13 protein-coding genes are annotated in these 21,485 nt (G+C 30.6%); 9 read left to right on the top strand and 4 right to left on the bottom strand.

Annotated elements, in window-relative coordinates:
- The first annotated feature begins 55 nt into the window (after positions 1–55).
- Positions 56–1,105, top strand: coding sequence for a quinone-dependent dihydroorotate dehydrogenase (locus PG912_RS06650; protein WP_275688960.1), 1,050 nt, complete (start codon positions 56–58; stop codon positions 1,103–1,105).
- Positions 1,106–1,249: 144 nt separating this feature from the next.
- Positions 1,250–1,771, top strand: a complete 522-nt coding sequence (locus PG912_RS06655) for a LysE family translocator (RefSeq protein WP_333780695.1) — start codon at positions 1,250–1,252, stop codon at positions 1,769–1,771.
- 1 nt (position 1,772) lies between these two features.
- Here the strand turns inward: PG912_RS06655 and PG912_RS06660 are convergent, their stop codons facing one another.
- The 3 genes from PG912_RS06660 to PG912_RS06670 form a co-directional block, all read right to left on the bottom strand.
- Positions 1,773–2,330 (bottom strand): HNH endonuclease, encoded by a 558-nt coding sequence (locus tag PG912_RS06660; protein WP_275688961.1) that lies wholly within the window; start codon positions 2,328–2,330, stop codon positions 1,773–1,775.
- Between the two features lie 72 nt (positions 2,331–2,402).
- Positions 2,403–2,933 carry a YfiT family bacillithiol transferase gene (locus tag PG912_RS06665; protein WP_275688962.1) on the bottom strand — a complete coding sequence of 177 codons (531 nt, stop codon included), beginning with the start codon at positions 2,931–2,933 and terminating at the stop codon, positions 2,403–2,405.
- A 5-nt stretch (positions 2,934–2,938) separates the two neighbouring features.
- On the bottom strand, positions 2,939–3,616 hold the full coding sequence (locus PG912_RS06670) for a tetratricopeptide repeat protein (RefSeq protein WP_275688963.1): 678 nt from the start codon (positions 3,614–3,616) through the stop codon (positions 2,939–2,941).
- Positions 3,617–3,839: 223 nt separating this feature from the next.
- Here PG912_RS06670 and lon point away from each other — a divergent pair, with 223 nt between their 5' ends.
- On the top strand, positions 3,840–6,296 hold the full coding sequence (lon, locus tag PG912_RS06675; RefSeq protein WP_275688964.1) for an endopeptidase La: 2,457 nt from the start codon (positions 3,840–3,842) through the stop codon (positions 6,294–6,296).
- 240 nt (positions 6,297–6,536) lie between these two features.
- Here the strand turns inward: lon and PG912_RS06680 are convergent, their stop codons facing one another.
- Complete coding sequence (locus tag PG912_RS06680) at positions 6,537–8,093, bottom strand: RluA family pseudouridine synthase (RefSeq protein WP_333780696.1); 1,557 nt, start codon at positions 8,091–8,093, stop codon at positions 6,537–6,539.
- Between the two features lie 306 nt (positions 8,094–8,399).
- Here PG912_RS06680 and PG912_RS06685 point away from each other — a divergent pair, with 306 nt between their 5' ends.
- The 6 genes from PG912_RS06685 to PG912_RS06710 all read left to right on the top strand — a co-directional run bounded on the left by PG912_RS06685 (position 8,400) and on the right by PG912_RS06710 (position 21,484).
- Positions 8,400–9,149 carry a LytR/AlgR family response regulator transcription factor gene (locus PG912_RS06685; protein ID WP_275688966.1) on the top strand — a complete coding sequence of 250 codons (750 nt, stop codon included), beginning with the start codon at positions 8,400–8,402 and terminating at the stop codon, positions 9,147–9,149.
- Between the two features lie 90 nt (positions 9,150–9,239).
- The gene (locus PG912_RS06690) at positions 9,240–12,098 is read left to right on the top strand and encodes a sensor histidine kinase (protein WP_275688967.1); all 2,859 of its coding nucleotides are present in this window, start codon (positions 9,240–9,242) and stop codon (positions 12,096–12,098) included.
- Positions 12,099–12,292: 194 nt separating this feature from the next.
- A complete protein-coding gene (locus tag PG912_RS06695) occupies positions 12,293–13,378 on the top strand; it encodes a hypothetical protein (protein ID WP_275688968.1) in 1,086 nt (361 codons plus the stop codon).
- A 54-nt stretch (positions 13,379–13,432) separates the two neighbouring features.
- Positions 13,433–13,567 carry a hypothetical protein gene (locus tag PG912_RS06700; RefSeq protein ID WP_260585931.1) on the top strand — a complete coding sequence of 45 codons (135 nt, stop codon included), beginning with the start codon at positions 13,433–13,435 and terminating at the stop codon, positions 13,565–13,567.
- A gap of 181 nt (positions 13,568–13,748) precedes the next feature.
- Positions 13,749–13,880, top strand: coding sequence for a hypothetical protein (locus PG912_RS06705; RefSeq protein WP_275688969.1), 132 nt, complete (start codon positions 13,749–13,751; stop codon positions 13,878–13,880).
- Positions 13,881–14,098: 218 nt separating this feature from the next.
- Complete coding sequence (locus tag PG912_RS06710) at positions 14,099–21,484, top strand: T9SS type B sorting domain-containing protein (RefSeq protein WP_275688970.1); 7,386 nt, start codon at positions 14,099–14,101, stop codon at positions 21,482–21,484.
- The last annotated feature ends 1 nt before the right edge of the window (position 21,485 follow it).

Consider the following 21,485-nt stretch of genomic DNA (forward strand, 5'->3'; position numbering starts at 1 on the left):
TATAAGTTAATTATGAGATGCTGAAATAAATTCAGCATGACAAAAAAACAAACAGATGTATAAACTAATTATAAGACCGATTTTCTTTCTTTTTGATCCAGAAAAGATTCACTATTTTACTTTTTCATTAGTGAAATTCATGACAAAAATTCCTTTTGTAGCTTCAATATTCAGAGGTTTATATCAGGTAAATGATAAAAAACTAGAGCGTAATTTATTCGGGTTAACTTTTAAAAACCCTGTTGGTTTAGCTGCTGGATTTGATAAAAATGCGGTTTTATATAATGAATTAGCAAACTTCGGATTTGGTTTTGTAGAAATAGGAACCGTAACACCAAAAGGGCAAGCAGGAAATCCGAAGAAAAGACTATTTCGTTTAAAAGATGATCAAGGAATCATCAACCGAATGGGATTTAATAATGAAGGATTAGCTATTGCAATTGAACAATTAAAAAAGAATAAAGGTAAAATTATCATTGGAGGTAACATCGGTAAAAATACCGATACAGCTCCAGAAAACTATACGTCAGATTACTTAGAGTGTTTTAAAGGACTGCATCCGTATGTAGATTATTTTGTGTTGAATGTAAGTTGCCCTAATGTTGGGAGCCATGCAAAACTAGATGATGTTGAATACTTATATGAGTTAATTACTGAGGTTCAGAAATTAAATAAGGAGCTTTCAGTGTCAGGTCGAGCGAAGTCGAGACCTATTCTTTTAAAAATAGCTCCAGATTTAAATAACCAACAATTAGATGAAATAATTGAATTGGTTGCTAAAACTAAAATAGATGGAGTTATTGCCTCAAACACATCTGTAAATAGAGATAATTTAAAAGTTTCTAAAGAACGATTATCAGAAATTGGTAATGGTGGTGTTAGCGGACAACCGGTTAAAGAAAGAAGTACAAAAGTAATTAAATACCTAGCAGATAAATCTAACAAATCATTTCCTATAATCGGAGTAGGAGGTATTCATTCTGAAAAAGATGCTTTAGATAAAATAAATGCTGGTGCAGATTTAGTACAAATCTATACTGGGTTTATCTATGAAGGATCGAGTTTGGTAAAGCGAATCAATAAAGCTATTTTAGATCAATCTTAAATTAACTTTTTACTGAATTAATTTCAGTAGTTTTTATATTTATTTAATTAATGATTGAAACTCTTATTTCGTTTGTTTTAGCTACTGCAACTTTAGCTTTTTCACTAGTAGCCAGACAATATTTTTGTGTTAACACAAAGTATTGTGCACGGCAAAAAATATGGTTTAGCAACGGTTATTGGTTTAATGACGGGTTGTATTATTCATACTACTTTGGTTGCTTTTGGCGTTTCGGAAGTTATAAAGCAAAATCCGAATTTATTTTTTATTATCAAATTATTCGGAGCCTTGTATTTGCTGTATATTGCATACCAAGTTTATAAAAGTGATGCTAAAATTGCGTTTTCAACAGATAATGTAGTTAAGAAATCTACTTTCGAATTGTTTAAAAAGGGTTTTTGGATGAATGTTTTAAACCCGAAAGTTACTATTTTCTTTTTGGCATTTTTCCCTCAGTTTTTGTTTTCAAAAACGATTTCTACGGTAATTCAGTTTTATGTTTTAGGCGGCTTATTTATACTTACTTCTTTTGTAATATTTTCTACAATTGCTATTTTGGCAGGAACAATATCAACATCAATAAAAAAGAACGCCCAAATAGGAGTGTTCCTAAAATGGGCGCAAATTGTAGTTTTTATAGCTATTGCTATCTTAATTTTATTATAAGTTAATCTTCAGTAACGTATCCCCAATTTTCACCAGTTTTAATTCTATGTAATTGCATTTCTGAAACACCAAACTGTTTCGCAATCATTTTTAAACGAGTTCGTCTATTTGGGTCGTTTAATTTCCGTTTTAGCAATATAACCTTGGTTTCTGTAAGTTTTGTTGTTTTAGGTTTATACTTATGCACCTTATTAACGTATTCGGGGTTGGTGTATTGATGTACTTCCTTTTCTCTTTTTGTAGCCCACTTAAGGTTTTCTACTTTATTATCTTTTTTATCATAATTTAAATGAATTACATATAACTCATCTTCTTTACGATCTAAAAAACTTTCAGCTACGAGTTTATGAACATACCTACTGGTATTTTTTCCGTTTACTCGTTGTTTTAAGGGTAAGTTTTGGTAACCGTTTATAAAATATTCATTTACCAAAGTTTCTTCTTCCTTTTTACAGTTGATGATTCTACCGTAATTGGATATTTTAAATTTTTCTTTTTCAGAGATTTTATTATCAAATACTATTTCTTTCCACATTTCATTCCTGTAGTTTCGTATCATATTTTCAATATTTATCTGAACTTAAATAATAAATAGCACTTTATTATTTTGTGTAAAAATACACAATTTGTTTTATAACCACTTTTTTTTGATTAATAACTGATTTATATGTTCATAATGATGGTTACAATGCCATGCATAAATGCCTATATTTTCTTTTAAACCAACCTTTTCGTTACCGTCAGGATGAATAAAACACTTATTTAAATCATCATTAGTTAAACCTTTTAAAAGATATACCCATTTAGCATGCAAAGCTTTTAAAGCGTTTAAAGATAAAATTATAAGAGCAGACTTAGAATCAAATAATTCAGCCCAACGATCTTCATAATAAGCTTTAATTACTGGTTTATCTTCAGTTAAAGCCCATTTAAACCGCGTATATGAGTTGTGATGACTATCTGCACAATGATGTACCACTTGCTTTACAGACCAACCACCATCTCTATACGGTGTATTTAATTGTTCTTCGGATAAATTCTTAACAAGAAGTTCTAATTTAGCAGGAAACTCTTCTAAAACAGCAATCCATTCATTAATTTTTTCTGATGAAATTTCTGTAGGAATAATAGGTTTTCCTATCGGATATTTTAAATGTTCCATTAATTTTATTGTTCTTTAGTCAGCTTAGATAAAGTTCTTTTAGCACTTCTGTTTTCAGAGTTAATAGCCAATGCTTTTTTGTAGTAAATTATGGCGTTTACAGTATCTTTTGTTTTTAAGTAGGCATCGCCAGTACTATCGTAAGTGTTAGAACTTTTTGGATATAATTCTATATTGATTTTAAAAATTTCGATAGCTTTTTTATGTTGTTCATCTTTTAAATATTGATATCCCAAACTATTTAAAGAACTTTCTCTAATTACAGGGCTTAAGCTATCTTTTTCTTTAATCAATTTATAGCCCTTTAAAGCGGCAGTAAAATTGTTATTTAAAAGATATTCGCTAGGAGTTTTTTCACCTTCCTTTAATTTATTAAAAACAAAAACTTCATCTTTATGCTCTCTTTTTTTAGCGAGTTGAATCTTGTTTTCAGAAGTATTAAAAATTAATTTTTCGTTTAACTCTCTAACATAAAAAGTACTATCATTAATTTTTAAAGGTTCTAAATTTTGATTACGCCACGTTAAAAGTAGTTTTTCTTCATTAAATTTAACGGCTATAATTTCATCAGCATTAAAAAAATAACGTCCTGTAGCTTTTTTTATAAAATCATTAGAATTTTTACTTGTAGTACAACTTATTAAAAGTAATAAAACAGCAAGAAAAAGTAGTTTAGTTTTCATTTTCGGTGGCTTTTGGTAAAAATATGTAAATAAGACGACTTATGTAATAATTAGTTACAAAGTAATACGTTTTTTACTTGGCATAACAATTGACTTATAAAAACAAGTAAAATAATGTAAGTAGTACTAAGTTGCTGTTTATTAAATATTTAAAAAGAAAAAAGTGAGTTTTATAGTGTTTTAAACAACCGTTAAAATGTCACTATGACACATATATAAGATTATGAGTAAATCAAAAATAATGCATTTAGACAATTTGTCGCTTCAAGACGTTTTTAATGAAGATTCAGAATTGATTCCTTTATTAACGCCAGAAGATGAAGAAATAATTAATAAAGAAAAAGTTCCTGAAACGTTACCAATTTTACCGTTAAGAAACACCGTATTATTTCCTGGTGTTGTAATTCCTATTACTGCTGGTAGAGATAAATCTATTCAGTTAATAAAAGATGCAAACAAAGGTGATAAAGTAATTGGAGTTGTAGCTCAGAAAGACGGTAATGTAGAAGATCCTGGGTTAAATGATATTCATAAAACAGGAGTTGTAGCGCAAATTTTACGTGTTTTAAAAATGCCTGATGGTAACACAACTGTTATTATTCAAGGAAAAAAGCGTTTCGAAATTGACGAAATTACACAAGAAGAACCATATTTAAAAGCAAAGGTTCATGAAGCATTAGATGATAAAGAGGTTGATGACGAAAAAGAGTTTAATGCAATTATAGAGTCTATTAAAGAACTAGCATTAGAGGTTATTAAAGAAAATCCAATGTTACCTTCTGAAGCATCTTTTGCAATTAAAAATATTAAATCAAATTCGTTTTTGGTGAATTTTATTTCATCAAATATGGAGTTAAGTGTTGCTAAAAAACAAGTTTTACTCGAAAAAGACAACTTAAAAGAACGCGCTCTTTTAACCTTAAAAAACTTAGATAAAGAGCTTCAAAAACTACAATTACGTAACGATATTCAATCTAAAACACGTTCTGATTTAGATCAGCAACAACGCGAATATTATTTACATCAGCAATTAAAAACCATTCAAGATGAATTAGGTGGTGTTTCTCATGATCAGGAATTAGATGAGATGAGAATCAAAGCTAAAACTAAAAAATGGAATAAAGAGGTTGCCGAAACTTTTGAGAAAGAATTAAGTCGTTTAAAGCGAATGAATCCTCAAATGGCTGAATATGGTGTGCAACGTAATTATTTAGAGCTGATGTTAGAATTACCTTGGAATGAGTTTTCTGAGGATAAATTTGATTTAAAAAGAGCTCAGAAAATATTAGACAGAGATCATTTCGGATTAGAAAAAGTTAAAGAACGTATTATAGAACATTTAGCAGTTTTAAAATTACGTGGCGATATGAAATCTCCAATTCTTTGTTTATACGGACCTCCAGGTGTTGGTAAAACATCATTAGGTAAATCGGTTGCAGAAGCATTAGGGCGTAAATACGTGCGTATGTCGTTAGGTGGTTTACGTGATGAAGCTGAAATTCGCGGGCACCGTAAAACTTATATAGGAGCCATGCCAGGGCGTTTAATTCAGAATATTAAAAAATCAGGAACTTCAAACCCTGTATTTGTTTTAGATGAAATTGATAAATTAAGTCAAAGTAATCAAGGAGATCCTTCTTCAGCAATGTTAGAAGTGTTAGATCCTGAACAAAATACGGAGTTTTATGATAATTATTTAGAGGTTGGTTACGATCTTTCTAAAGTATTATTTATAGCTACGGCAAACAACTTAGGTCAAATTCCTTGGGCGTTACGTGATCGTATGGAAATTATAAACGTTACCGGATATACGATTGAAGAAAAAGTTGAAATAGCTAAAAAATACTTATTTCCAAAGCAATTAAAAGAACATGGCTTAACTCCTGAACATTTAACGGTTGCAAAAAAGCAATTAGAAAAAATTGTAGCAGGTTATACGCGTGAATCAGGTGTTCGTGGTTTAGAAAAGCAAGTAGCCAAAGTGGTACGTTTTGCTGCAAAATCAATCGCAATGGAAGAGGAGTACAACATTGCTTTAACTAACGAGGATATTGAAACTATTTTAGAGCCAGCACGTTTAGAGCGTGATAAATATGAAAATAACGATGTTGCTGGTGTAGTTACAGGTTTAGCTTGGACAAGCGTTGGTGGCGATATTCTATTTATAGAGTCAATTATATCAAAAGGAAAAGGAAACCTTTCTATTACAGGTAATTTAGGTAAAGTGATGAAAGAATCATCAACAATTGCCATGAAATACATCAAAGCAAATACCGAAGAATTTGGCATTAATCCACAAGTTTTAGAAAAATACGATGTACATATTCATGTACCAGAAGGTGCAACACCAAAAGACGAGCCAAGTGCAGGTATTACCATGTTAACCTCGTTGGTATCGGTATTTACACAACGTAAAGTAAAAAATAAATTAGCCATGACTGGTGAAATTACATTACGTGGAAAAGTATTGCCAGTAGGCGGAATTAAAGAAAAAATATTGGCAGCAAAACGTGCAAATATTAAAGAACTTATTTTGTGTGCAGAGAATAAAAAAGACATTGAAGAGATAAAAGAAAGTTACTTAAAAGGCTTAACATTCCATTACGTAACCGAAATGAAAGAGGTAATTGACCTTGCACTTACCAAGCAAAAAGTAAAAAATGCTAAGAAATTAGTATAATTACAAAAGGCTGTCTAAAAAGTATTTGAAATCGTCATTCTAAATTTATTTAAGAATCTCATCATACTGATTATCAATCATTATGAGAACCTAAAATGAATTTAGGTTGACAAATCGCTACTTTTTAGGCAGATTTTTTTTTGAAGCTATTTCCCGCTTTCCGCACTCGCTCTCTGCGAGGAGCTCAAACAAACGCTTCAATCGGGGCTAAGTTATTTTGCTAATTTTTCAGAAAACTAATTAAAAACCTGCTTTTTTATGAAAACTCATTTTTTGCTTCGTCGTAGGATGTGTAAATTCTAAAGTATCAGCATGTAAATACAACCTATTAGATTTCGTACCATATAAATCATCCCCAATAATAGGAGTATTTAAACCCAAATTATGAGAAGCATGCATTCGTAATTGATGTGTTCTACCAGAAATAGGGTAGAAGTGTACTTTTGTTTTTCCGTTTTTTCGTTCAAGTACCTCCCAAGTTGTCTTAGCAAGTTTACCATGTTCATAACAAACCAATTGCCGTGGCCTATCATCTAAATCAACTCTTAAAGGTAAATTTATAGTTCCTCTTTCATCAGTAATAATTCCGTCTAATAAAGCAGTATATCTTTTTTTAACAGTTTTATTTATAAACTGACTTTGAATATTTTTATGAGCTTCTTTATTTTTAGCTAACACCAATAAACCAGAAGTAGCCATATCTAATCTATGAATAATAATTGAGCCAGAAATATCTTTTACCTGTTGTTTTATGCGAGTAAATACCGAATCTTGAATATGAATTCCTGGAACCGATAAAAAGTCATTAGGTTTATAAATTACAATTAAGTCATCATCCTCAAAAATAGTTTCCAATTCTTTACCAACCGCAGGATTTATTAATAACGGATTCGTATCCATCTCAATACCGTCTAACATATGTGTTAAAATAGGTTTGCATTTTCCCTGGCAAGCCGGATAAAATTGTTGGTGTTTTCTTATTTCTTTATTTGGTGATTTCCCCCACCAAAACTCCGCCATGGCAATCGGTTTTAAATTATGTAAAAAAGCATATTGCAATAATTTAGGAGCAGCACATTCGCCAGTTCCGGCAGGAATATTTTGTACGGAAATGTTCGTAAATAATTCCCCTAAATTTTTAACCTCTTTTTTCGAATTTAAAAATTGATATTGTTCAGAAATGTATACTTGTAAAGCAGCCGATTTAGTTTTACGTGCTACTTTTAACAAAGCTATTTTATTGGTGAAAACCAATAATTCTTCTTTGATTGGTTTTAAAGTATGCTCCCAAAAACGAGTTACATTATTTAGGTAATGTTTGGCATCTAAACTTTCTTTACTTAAAGCACCTTTTAAGTTTTCATACGCTTCTGATGATAACTCGGTAAATGCTCTTTCTCTTTTTTGTTTACGAGCAGCTTTAGCTATTTTTAAAGCTTCTTTTTTTGTAACATCAGCAGTAGCCTTGTTTGTTTCTTGTTTGTAAAGAGTAAGTAGTTTTAAATATTCAGTAGTATTCTCCAAGCAATCTAACTCCATACTTATATTGTTTAAATTTTCTTTTTCTTTTAAGAAAAATGAATCTTTAACAAGCATATCGTAAACAGGCGGTACAAACTTTTTATGGTTGTTTTTTTCGCCTAACTTCCCAGAAACAGCAGTTATGTAGCCAATTTCATTTTGTTTATTTTGCACGACTAAAACTCCGAACATTTTTCCTGTAATAGCGCCTTCTTTAGAAGTATCTAATCCAAAATTATGCTCAAAATCCGTTTGTTCATTTAAATAATCCTGCACTTCTTTTGTAGCTAACTTACATAATGAATGCGGTTCATAATAAAACGGAAAAGTAAACTTTGTCGGAAGTTTTATTTCATTTATAGAAGTCGAAAAATATTGAAAAAAGGTTTGCAAAATGAGTCGAATAAAATTTTAAACAAAGATACTTTTTTTGCACTGTTTTTTTTAAAAAGCAAGATAATAAAGACACGTATAGTACTTCTAATAAAAAAGATTAAATGAAATTTATCGCTTTACAAGCTTAATCTGCCATTCACAAAGTCTTTTACCTAAAACAATAGTCTTTTGCTTATATTTATACTTATGAATACAATTAAGGCTATACTTATAGATGATGAACAAAGTGCAAGAAATGTACTTACTACTTTGTTAACAAGAGCGCATGCTAATGTAAATATTATTGCAACTTGTAAAGATTTAGAAGAAGGTGTTAAGTCTATAAAAGAATTGCAGCCCGATGTTGTCTTTTTAGATGTGCAAATGCCAAATTATGCAGGTTATGAGATTTCTAGTTTTTTTGATGATATAAATTTCGAAATTATTTTTGTTACAGCATACGATCAATATGCAATAAAAGCTTTTGAACTGAGTGCTATAGATTACTTAGTAAAGCCTATAGATAGAGAAAAGTTAAACGTAACAATTCAGAAATTAGAAAATAAATTAAAGCAAAAAGCTACGTTAGTAGATTATGAGGTTTTATTAACAACAATAAAAGAAAAAGAATATAAAAAAATAATCATACCAGAAATAGGGAATAGACGTATTGTTAACTTAAGTGATATTATTGCTATTGAAGCAGATGGTGGTTATAGTAAGATTTATTTAAAAAATAAATCGATAATTACTACAAGTAAAAATTTAAAATACTTCGAAGAGGTTTTGCCAAAAGAAGCTACTTTTTTTCGTTCACATAGAGCTTGGCTTATTAATATAATTTATATAGAATCTTTAAATAAAACTAATTTAAATATTACATTAGCAGAAGAAACTGTAAAAGCCAAACTTTCAAGATCTAAAATAGAGCATTTTGAGAGTGTTTTTCAGTTATAAGTTATTAGATACTCCTTGGTTAAAAGATATATTTTATTATTCCTTTTTTGTTGTGTTTACTTTAATGTTCAAGCACAAGAGCCTGTTTATGTGCATTTCTCAGATAAAGATGGTTTACGTGATAAAGAATTTTATGATATAATTGAAGACAGTAAAGGTTTTATTTGGTTGTGTGCCGATAAAGGTTTGTTTAGATATAACGGTATAAAGTATAAAAACTATAAACACAAAGAACAACGAGGCTTGTCTGTTTTTAATGGGCAAGAAGATTATTTAGGGCGTGTTTGGTGTAATAATATTTCTGGGCAATTTTTCTATATTGAAAATAATAAACTACAATTATTTATTGATTTAAGTGAAAATTTAAAAGGACAATTAGCTAATTTTATAATTAAAAAAGACTATTTATGGGTTTTTACGCATTATAAAATTTATAAAGTAAACTTATTTACAAAAAAAATAGAGTTTACTCATAATGCTAAAGATGTAAAAATTCTTGGGGCTCCTTTTAAATTAGATGACACTATTTATTTTGCAAATATAGATGCTGTTTTTAGTATTAATTCAAAAAATCAATTGAAATCAAAATTAGCCATTAATCTTCCTTTTAAGGATAAAAATGGAAATAATGTAGCTGTCGATAATCCTATTTTATTTAAAACAGCTACTGATATATTTTTCAGGCAACGAAGACATAATAAAAATACTATTATTAAGTTAAATTTTAAAGTAGGTTCCAAAAAAGTTGTAAATGATTTTAGAGCTATAGAAAAAGAACGTATTTACCATCAATTTGAAAACGACAATGAAATTTGGTTTGCAACAAGTTCCGGCGTTTGGATATATGAACGTATTTCACAATCTTATCTATTAAAAAAGAGACTTTTAAAAAATAACAACGTTACAAAAATAATAAAAGATGCAAATAATAATTATTGGTTAACGACACTTAATGATGGTATATATATAATTCCAAATATTAATATAGAAACACCATCTATTTCAATAGACAATAAAAATATTAGTAGTATAGATGTTGTAAATGATAGTACGTTAGTTTTTGGTAATATTAAAGGGCGTATAGGTTTTTATAATACTCTAAATGATTCAGAAAAAATTATAAACTTACCCACAAAAGATCGTGTTTCTGTATTAAAATACCATCCCATAAAAAACAAAGTTTACATCAGTAAAGATTTATCTGGGTATATTTATGATCCTGCTAATAAAAGTGTTAAAAACTTTAAGAGATTTACTACAGGAAAAAGCATAACAATATTACCCGGTAATGATTTACTTTTTACAAAACATAACAATGCAAATGTAATAAGTGATTCTGAATTTAGTACGGATGTAAATTATTTATTAAAGAAAGAAAAAACTAGAACTTATGCTTCTTATTATAACTCAATAGATAAATCGGTTTATATAGCCTATATGAAAGGGTTAATACGTTATGATAGTACATGGGATCCTAATGATATTCAGTATAAAAACAAGCCTATTTTTGCCAATTCAATAACCCAAACTAAAAATGGTATAATTTGGGTAGCTACTTTTAATGATGGTATTTTCGGAATTAAAAACAATACTGTTATACAACAGTACTCAAGCAAAAATGGATTAACATCAAATACTGTTGGAAAAATAAAAGCTGTTCAAAATAAATTATGGATTACTTTAGAAAATAGTATACAATTATTAGATGTTACTACCAATAAAATAGAAACATTAACAAAAAGAGACGGGATTGTATCTTATGATATTTCAGGTATTGAAATACTTAATGATAAAGTATATTTTTCATCTAATAAAGGTCTTTTTTCTATAAAAAGAAATCACTTTTTTAAAAAAGAAATTCCTAAATTATATTTTAATGAAGTAAAAATTAATGAAAAAGATACATTAATAACCTCTAATTATACTTTAAGTTATAATCGGAATTCTATAAAAATAGGATTTAATGTAAATGGTTATTTATACAATCATAAAAATAAATATTATTACAGATTAAAAGGCTTTAATAATGATTGGTTGTTAACAGATAAAGGAGTAAATTCAGTTAAATATAACAGTCTTCCAGCAGGTAAATATATATTTCAAGTGCAACCTATTTTAGATAAGGAACCTCTTGTAAATAAAATGAAATCAATTGAATTTATTATAAAAAAACCATTTTGGAAAACTTGGTGGTTTATATTGAGTATTTTAATTCTTCTTTTTGGAGGTACTGTATTCTATTATAAAAGAAAATTAATAGAAGAAGAAGAAGAACGGAAAGTACAATTAGAAAAGGTTTCATTAGAAAAAGAGTTAATATCTATTAATTTAACGGCATTAAGATCACAAATGAACCCACATTTTATTTTTAATGCATTAAACTCAATACAGGATTTAATATTAAAAGAAGAAACAAATGCTTCCTATGATTATGTTACTATGTTTGCTGAGTTAGTGCGAAATACATTAAATTATTCGAATCAAGATTTTATATCAATCGAGAAGGAATTAGATTTTTTAAAATTGTATTTAAAATTAGAAAAACTACGATTTGGCGATGCATTTAATTATACGATAAATTTTAATGAAAAAGATTCAATAGAAGTTCCATCTTTACTAATACAACCTTTTATTGAAAATGCTTTGGTACATGGTTTAATGCATAAAAAAGGAGCAAAAGAAATTGAAATTACTTTTAAACTTACTACTGATGTTTTACAGTGTATAATTACCGATAATGGTATTGGTAGAAAAGAAGCTGATAAAATTGCAAGCCGTCAAGGTAATCATCATGAGTCATTTGCACTTAGTGCAATAGAAAAAAGATTAAAAATATTTAAAAACCAATACTCGGAAAACATAGGCTATTTTATCGAGGATTTATATGAAAATAAAATGGCTATAGGAACCAGGGTAACTTTAACAATGCCTTATAAAAACAAATTTTAAACTTGTTTTAATTAAAGGTACTAAGTTTTAATAAAGAAGAAAAACTGCTAACAAATGTTAGTTTTTTTTTGCTTAAAATAAGAAATAAGCATCTTTTATTACCATTCACAAACTCAAATTGCCATTCATAAATTAGTTTGATATATAATGATTTTCATTTTGTATTCTTGTTTAAGTATTTAATTTAAAAAAAAATGAAAAAACTAATTTTAGGAGCACTATTGTTACTTACAACTGTAACAATTGCTCAAAACAGTTTATTTAATAATATTTCAGAAGAAACCCAATACCGTTGGTATTCGACGATATATGAATACAAACAAGGTTTCTTTAAATCAAGACTAGCCCCAGGTTTCGTTAAGTTTAAAAAAGAATCATTACCAACTGGTGAAACTACTAAATTAACGGCTATTCTAGATAGCGGTGATAATGCAGGACAACAATCTTTCACTAAAGATGCTGTAGATAAAGAGAATAATTGTGTAGGTTATCCTTACGAATCTATGTTAACGGTAAATTATGGTAAACGTGCATATATATCTGTTGATAAGTATGTTCTTGAGGTTGACGGAATTTCAAAAGACTTAACCTATTTTAAGTCTATTAAAAATGTATATATTAAAGTAGCAGAGTCTGCTAAGAAGGATAAGGTAAAAAAGAAAAAGAAGAGTGCTTATGAATTAAAAGTTGAAGCAGCAATGAAAGCAGGAGGTCTTGGTGCACTGTTAACAAGAAATACAGATGGTAGAGGATCTGCAACCAACAATCCTGAATATGATTCATTTATAGCTGAGAATATAAGAAAAATGGTAACGGATTATTTAGTATCAATGAAAGTAAAGCAAGATGCTAGAACTTCAAAAGAAAAGCAAGCTGATAAAAATATTTTAAAACTAAAAATAGCCGCAGAATTAGCAGCAAAGAAAGCAAAGAAAGCAGCGGCAGCGGAAAGGGAAGCTTCTTGGGCAGATTCTAAAAGATATAACGATTCTGTTAAAGTAACTCCAGAATACAAAGATTTACAACGAAGAAAAAGACAGAATGAAGCAAATTACCAAAGTGCTCAGAAAAGAGATGTGGTAACACTCCTTAACACTAGCGGAAGGGATATTTATGTAGGTCGTGGTTCAAGTAAAAATAGAGGGACAAAAATTAGTGCAGGAGGTTCAGCAAAATGGAATTGCGGTCAAAATGCCTATATACAAGTTAACGGAAGATCTACAAACCGAAAGGTGTATAGTAAAAATTCAGGTTGTGGTAAAACTGTAAGCGTAAATTAATTGATAATATAAAGTTAGATAATGTGTAAAATACTATCTAACTTTTTTTATATTATGAAAACATTTTTCACTTATTTTATCGTACTACTTACACCTTATTTACTTTTTTATCAAGGGGCAATACCTACTAAAGCCATTAATGGAACCTATCATTTGTTAGAAGCAGAAAGAGGTATTGGTAACAAATAAACTAAAACTAAATTTTTCAGTAGGGTATATTTGGAAAAGATAAAGTATTAGTAATTGCAGCTTGCGGAAAATGTATGCCTGCAATATATAAATATAAAAAGGAAGAGAGTGAAGCGTTAGGCTTTCCATTCTTTTACCATGATATCGAGCTTTTTAGGATAACGAAAATTTTGTAATGGTAATGCCTTCAAATAAAGAGAATGCAGATTGGTCTTATTTTTCATTCAGTAATTTTTACAGTAAAAATAAAACCAAAGTTGCTGCAATGACCCAACAAAAAATTAAAGAATATATTGATCAAATATCTGAATAGCTTAAAACTATTTTTTTAGACAAACTGAAATCCCCTATTTTAATATTCCCTTTTTTATAAAAAAACTCAGCTGTAATGGTTGAGTTTTTTTTATGAAAAAAAATATTTATTTAAGTTGTTTTTCTTCATTCACAAACTCAAATTGCCATTCACAAAGTGGTTTGTGATAACATTAATAGAATGTAGTACTGTTGTGGTAAAATTTAAATCTGATAATTATGAAAGTAAAATTACTTTATCTCTTCTTTTTATTTGCGTTTAGCATGTCCTATGCGCAAACATTCCCTATCAATGATATTCAGGGGTATTATAAATTTGACTCTGGTGCTGTTTTAGTCGATCAGGTAGGTGTAGCAAACTTAACCCAAAACGGAGCTTTAGCTACAGGCGCTACAGATAGGTTTAATAGTAGCAATGGTGATGCTATTCAGCTTAATGGTGATGATTTTTCTAGGGCGAACATTCCTACTACAAGATCTGTAACGCACGCTTTTTGGGTTAAAACAAGTACTAATAATAATAATAATGAAACTATAATTGGAGATTCAGATAGACCAGGAGCTGGTTTTAATAGTACAACTTATGGTTATGATATCCATCTAAGAAATGGAGGAATTATACTTTATACTAGGATTAAAGAAGAAAGAAATAATGGTGCTTTTAATGATATAGCTCGCGCTTTAACATCTAGTGTAATAGCTGATGATACATGGCATCATGTAGCTGTTGTGTTTTATACTAATGGTACTATTGATAGGTATCTTAACACTAAAATATATATAGATGGTGTTTTAGATGCTTCTGATACATATGATACTACAAGAGCAGTACGTACATTTCCTTTTAATTCAGGAACGCTTGCTATAGGTAATAATAGGGTTGGAAACCTAAGTAGTGTTAATAAATATAAAGATTATTTTGATGATTATTTTGTTTATTCTAGAGTTTTAGATGCTAGTGAAATACTAACGCTTGCAACACAAGATGGTTATTGTTTAGTACCGCAAAACAATATTATTTCGGCAACCGGAATAACAGAAAATTCAGCAACAATAAATGTATCTCTTAATTCAAATACTTACGATATAGCCTATGGCTTAAAATCAGAAAGTCTTGCAAATGCAACTATTTTAAGCAATGTAAATTCAACTGTTAACATAGCTAGTTTACAAGCTTCAACAGATTATAATGTTTATATACGTGAGCAATGCGCTTCGGGTTTAACGTCAAATTGGTCAAACCCAATTAGTTTTAGAACATTAGGTCCAATTTATGTGGATGATACTGCTACAGGACTTAATGACGGGTCTTCATGGCAAAATGCATTTACTAGTTTAATGAGTGCATTAGATATAGATAGTGACGGACAAGAAATTTGGGTTGCTGGAGGTACTTACAAAACACAAAGTTCAGGTATCAACGTACGTTTTAATATAGATAAACCTAATGTTAGCCTTTATGGTGGTTTCGCAGGTACAGAAACATTATTATCTCAAAGAGTTTTAGGTGCCAACGAATCTATTATTTCAGGTGATACTAATGGTGATGATGCTGCTGGTGTTCTTTATGATATAGATGCTACAAGATCAGATAATACAAGAGGACTTATAGATTTAACTACTATTAGCGATGGTTTTACTATAGATGGCTTTACAATTACCGCAGGAATGGCAACATATTCTAAAGATGGAGGTGGAATTAATAATGTTGGAGCAAATAATGTGATGGTTTCAAATTGTAAATTTTTCAGAAATGGAGGTCATAGAAATGGGGGAGCTATTTTTAACTTAGGAGATATGACAATAGAATCATGTGTTTTTGAGGAAAATTTCTCACTAAGTGGAGGTGCAGTATATCAGTATTTAGCAGGTGGAAATCCAGGTACAGTTACTATAAGTAAATCAACTTTTTTAAATAATAAAGCAACGAGTACTGGAGGAGCTGTATCTTCTTTGCTTTTTAGTAGTACAGGTACTAGCCTTAACATAGATGCGAGTGAGTTTGTAGGTAATAATTCTAGATCTGGTGGAGGTATTTATGTTGGTGTTCCAGCTAATTCTACATTTAATGTATCTATTACAAACACTTTATTTAATGGAAATATTGTTGAGGATAATGCAAGTAGCGTAGGTAATTCTGGTAGTGCAGCTTGGTTAAGAACTACAGGAACAAATTCAACTCTTACTACTTCTATTGTAAATAATACATTTGTAAATAATATAGATACAGGTACAGCTACTGGGTTAAATAATTTTACAAGAGCAACTTTAGCTTTAACTAAAAATAATGCAGCTGCAACCCATAATGCTAGCGTTAGTAATAATATTTTTTATAATAATAGAGGTGCAAGTAGTAGTACTGTTTCAAAATCTATAACAGGTTTAACAGAAACAATGGCTACTGTAACTGTTGAAAATAGTATAGATGAAAATAGTTTTTCTTCAATCGCTGCAGGGTCTAAAACAAATACAAGTAATGCAGATCCACTATTTACATCAAGTAGTGACTTTACATTATCAGCAGCTAGTTCACCAGCCGCTAATACAGGAAATAACAGTGCTGTAACAACAATTTTAGATTTATTAGGTAACCATCGTATTTTTAATACTACGGTAGATATGGGTGCTTATGAATTTGGTTCTTCAGCACCAATTTATAGAACATTAACAATAAACGCTACAAACGGAACAGTAGCAACAGATCCAAATCCAACAAATGGAACTTATACCGATGGACAAGTTGTTGAGTTAACAGCAACGCCAGATACAGGTTATCAATTTGATAATTGGAGTGGAGATGCTAGTGGAGTTTTAAATCCATTAAATATTACAATGGATGCCAATAAAACGGTAACAGCTAATTTTAGTTTAATACCGGCACCAACACCAACGTTTATAACACCGCCTACTAGTATTTCAGGTGCTTTTACAGCTACGATTCAGTTCGATATAGCAGTAACAGGTTTTGATGTTAGTGATATTCAAGTAACAGGGGCTAGTTTAAGTAACTTTACAGCAGTTAGTGGTACAGAATATACAGTATTAGTAACACCAACAAGTATTTGTGCTAGCTCTGTAACATTAAAAGTACCTGAGAATGTAGCACAAAATTCAAGTAATGTGAATAATGTAGCATCAAGTTTAATTACAATTGCTTCAGTAGATAATGTAGCACCAATAGTTATAACACAGGATATAACAGTACAATTAGATGCCAATGGAAATGCTGCATTTACCCCATCACAAATAGATAACGGAAGTAGTGATAATTGTGCGATAGCTTCAAGAAATTTAGATGTATCAAACTTTACTTGTTCAAATATTGGAACAAACACTGTAAGATTAACTGTTGAAGATACCACAGGAAACAGTGCTAATAATACAGCAACAGTAACCGTTGTAGATAATATTGCACCAATCGTTGTAACACAAAATGTTACAATTACGTTAGATGTAAATGGAAATACATCAATAACAGCTGCTGCAATTAACAATGGATCATCAGACAATTGTTCAATTTCTACCTATACATTAAGTAAAACAGCTTTTACTTGTTCAGATTTAGGAGCAAACAATGTAGTGTTAACAGTAACAGATGTAAATGGAAATAGCGATACAGCTACAGCAGTAGTAACGGTATCACAAAATCCAAATCAAACATTTACAGCACGTGCTCAAAATATTACGGTACAATTAGATGCTAGTGGAAATGTAACCATTACACCACAACAGGTAGATAATGGATCAGGAAGTGGATGTAATAATAATCCAACCTTAAGCTTAGATAAAACAGCTTTTACCTGTGCAGATTTAGGAAACAATGCAGTTACCTTAACAGCAACAGACGGATCAACAACAGATACCGCGCAAGCAATAGTAACGGTTGAAGATAATGTAGTACCAGTAGTTTTAACACAGAATGTTACAATTCAGTTAGATGCCAATGGAAATGCTTCAATAACAACAGCAGATATAAACAATGGAAGTAGTGATAATTGTGGTATTAAAGGAATAAGTTTAGATAAATCAAACTTTACATGTTCAGATATCGGAGCAAACAACGTAACATTAACAGTTGTAGATTCATCAGCAAACAGTGCAGATAATACAGCAACAGTAACCGTTGTAGATAATATTGCACCAATCGTTGTAACACAAAATGTTACAATTACGTTAGATGTAAATGGAAATGCATCAACAACAGCTGCTGCAATTAACAATGGAAGTACAGACAATTGTGGTATTGCATCAATGAGTTTAGATACAGCTGCTTTTACCTGTTCAGATTTAGGCGCAAACAATGTAGTGTTAACAGTAACAGATGTAAATGGAAATAGTGAAACAGCTACAGCAGTAGTAACGGTATCACAAAGTCCAAATCAAACATTTACAGCACGTGCTCAAAATATTACGGTACAATTAGATGTTAGTGGAAATGTAACCATTACACCACAACAGGTAGATAATGGATCAGGAAGTGGATGTAATAATAATCCAACCTTAAGCTTAGATAAAACTGATTTTACTTGTGCAGATTTAGGAAACAATGCAGTTACTTTAACAGCCACAGACGGATCAACAACAGATACAGCGCAAGCAACAGTAACGGTTGAAGATAATGTAGTACCAGTAGTTTTAACACAGAATGTTACAATTCAGTTAGATGCCAATGGAAATGCTTCAATATTACCAACACAAGTTAACAACGGGAGTACTGATAATTGTGGTATTGAAGGAATAAGTTTAGATAAATCAAACTTTACATGTTCAGATATCGGAGCAAACATCGTAACATTAACAGTTGTAGATTCATCAGCAAACAGTGCAGATAATACAGCAACAGTAACGGTTGTAGATAATGTAGCACCAACAGTTGTAACACAAAATGTTACAATTCAGTTAGATGTAAATGGAAATGCTTCAACAACAGCTGCTGCAATTAACAATGGAAGTACAGATAATTGTGGTATTGCATCAATGAGTTTAGATACAACTACATTTACTTGTTCAGATTTAGGCGCAAACAATGTAGTGTTAACAGTAACAGATGTAAATGGAAATAGTGATACAGCAACAGCAGTAGTAACGGTAGATCCAAATCCAAATCAAACATTTACAGCACGTACTCAAAATATTACGGTACAATTAGATGCTAATGGAAATGTAACCATTACACCACAACAGGTAGATAATGGATCAGGAAGTGGATGTAATAATAATCCAACCTTAAGCTTAGATAAAACAGCTTTTACTTGTGCAGATTTAGGAAACAATGCAGTTACTTTAACAGCCACAGACGGATCAACAACAGATACCGTGCAAGCAATAGTAACGGTTGAAGATAATGTAGCACCAGTAGTTTTAACACAGAATGTTACAATTCAGTTAGATGCCAATGGAAATGCTTCAATAACAACAGCAGATATAAACAATGGAAGTAGTGATAATTGTGGTATTGAAGGAATAAGTTTAGATAAATCAAACTTTACTTGTTCAGATATCGGAGTGAACACTGTAACATTAACAGTTGTAGATTCATCAGCAAACAGTGCAGGTAATACAGCAATAGTAACGGTTGAAGATAATGTAGCACCAGTAGTTTTAACACAAAATGTTACAATTCAGTTAGATGTAAACGGAAATGCATCAACAACAGCTGCTGCAATTAACAATGGATCATCAGACAATTGTTCAATTTCTACTTATACATTAAGTAAAACAGTTTTTACATGTTCAGATTTAGGCGCAAACAATGTAGTGTTAACAGTAACAGATGTAAATGGAAATAGCGATACAGCTACAGCAGTAGTAACAGTATCACAAAATCCAAATCAAACATTTACAGCACGTACTCAAAATATTACGGTACAATTAGATGCTAGTGGAAATGTAACCATTACACCACAACAGGTAGATAATGGATCAGGAAGTGGATGTAATAATAATCCAACCTTAAGTTTAGATAAAACAGCTTTTACTTGTGCAGATTTAGGAAACAATGCAGTTACTTTAACAGCAACAGACGGATCAACAACAGATACCGCGCAAGCAATAGTAACGGTTGAAGATAATGTAGTACCAGTAGTTTTAACACAGAATATTACAATTCAGTTAGATGCCAATGGAAATGCCTCAATAACAACAGCAGATATAAACAATGGAAGTAGTGATAATTGTGGTATTGAAGGAATAAGTTTAGATAAATCAAACTTTACTTGTTCAGATATCGGAGTGAACACCGTAACATTAACAGTTGTAGATTCATCAGCAAACAGTGCAGATAATACAGCAACAGTAACCGTTGTAGATAATGTAGCACCAACAGTTGTAACACAAAATGTTACAATTACGTTAGATGTAAATGGAAATGCTTCAACAACAGCTGCTGCAATTAACAATGGAAGTACAGATAATTGTGGTATTGCATCAATGAGTTTAGATACAACTGCATTTACATGTTCAGATTTAGGCGCAAACAATGTAGTGTTAACAGTAACAGATGTAAATGGAAATAGCGATACAGCTACAGCAGTAGTAACAGTAGATCCAAATCCAAACCAGACGTTAACAGTAATTGCTCAAAATATTACGGTACAATTAGATGCTAGTGGAAATGTAACTATTACACCACAACAGGTAGATAATGGATCAGGAAGTGGATGTAACAGTAATCCGACCTTAAGTTTAGATGTAACAGACTTTACATGTGCTAATATCGGAACAAATACAGTTACATTAACAGCCACAGAAGGGCAAACAACAGATACAGCGCAAGCAACAGTAACGGTTGAAGATAATGTAGCACCAGTAGTTTTAACACAGAATGTTACAATTCAGTTAGATGCCAATGGAAACGCTTCAATAGTAGTAGCTGATATAGACAATGGAAGTAGTGACAATTGTGGTATCGACTCAAGAAGTTTAGATATAACAGATTTTACATGTTCAGATATCGGAGCAAACAACGTAACATTAACTGTAGAAGATGTAAATGGAAACATTTCAACAAATACAGCAATTGTAACAGTTTCAGAATCGGTAGCACCCACAGTTGTAACACAAGATATTACAGTAGCATTAGATGCTAATGGAAGTGTATCAATTACAACAGGAGATATTGATAATGGAAGTAGTGATGGTTGTAGTGGAATAGCTTCAATGAGTTTAGATCAAAGTACTTTTGATTGTCCAACATTAGGAGATGTAACAGTAACATTAACAGTTACAGATACTAGCGGTAATTCAGCTACAGGTACAGCAATTGTAACAATTACAGGACCAGATGAAGATAATGACGGTATTTCGGATGCATGTGATAGTAAAGAAATTGTTTTTAATAAAGGATTTTCACCAAACGGAGATAACCAAAATGATACTTGGGTAATAGAGAATATAGATAATTATCCTAAAAACACTGTAGAGATCTTTAATCGTTGGGGAGAAAGAGTTTATAAAGCAAGTGATTATAAGAATGATTTTGATGGTAAAGCTAACCAAAGAGGAGGTAGTAGCGACAAATTACCAGTAGGTTCTTACTTATATATTATCAATTTAAATGAACCAGGATTTACGCCTATTAAAGGTTGGTTATATATCAATTACTAAT

This window comes from Tenacibaculum retecalamus (assembly GCF_027941755.1).
GTDB classification, from domain to species: Bacteria; Bacteroidota; Bacteroidia; order Flavobacteriales; family Flavobacteriaceae; genus Polaribacter; species Polaribacter haliotis_B.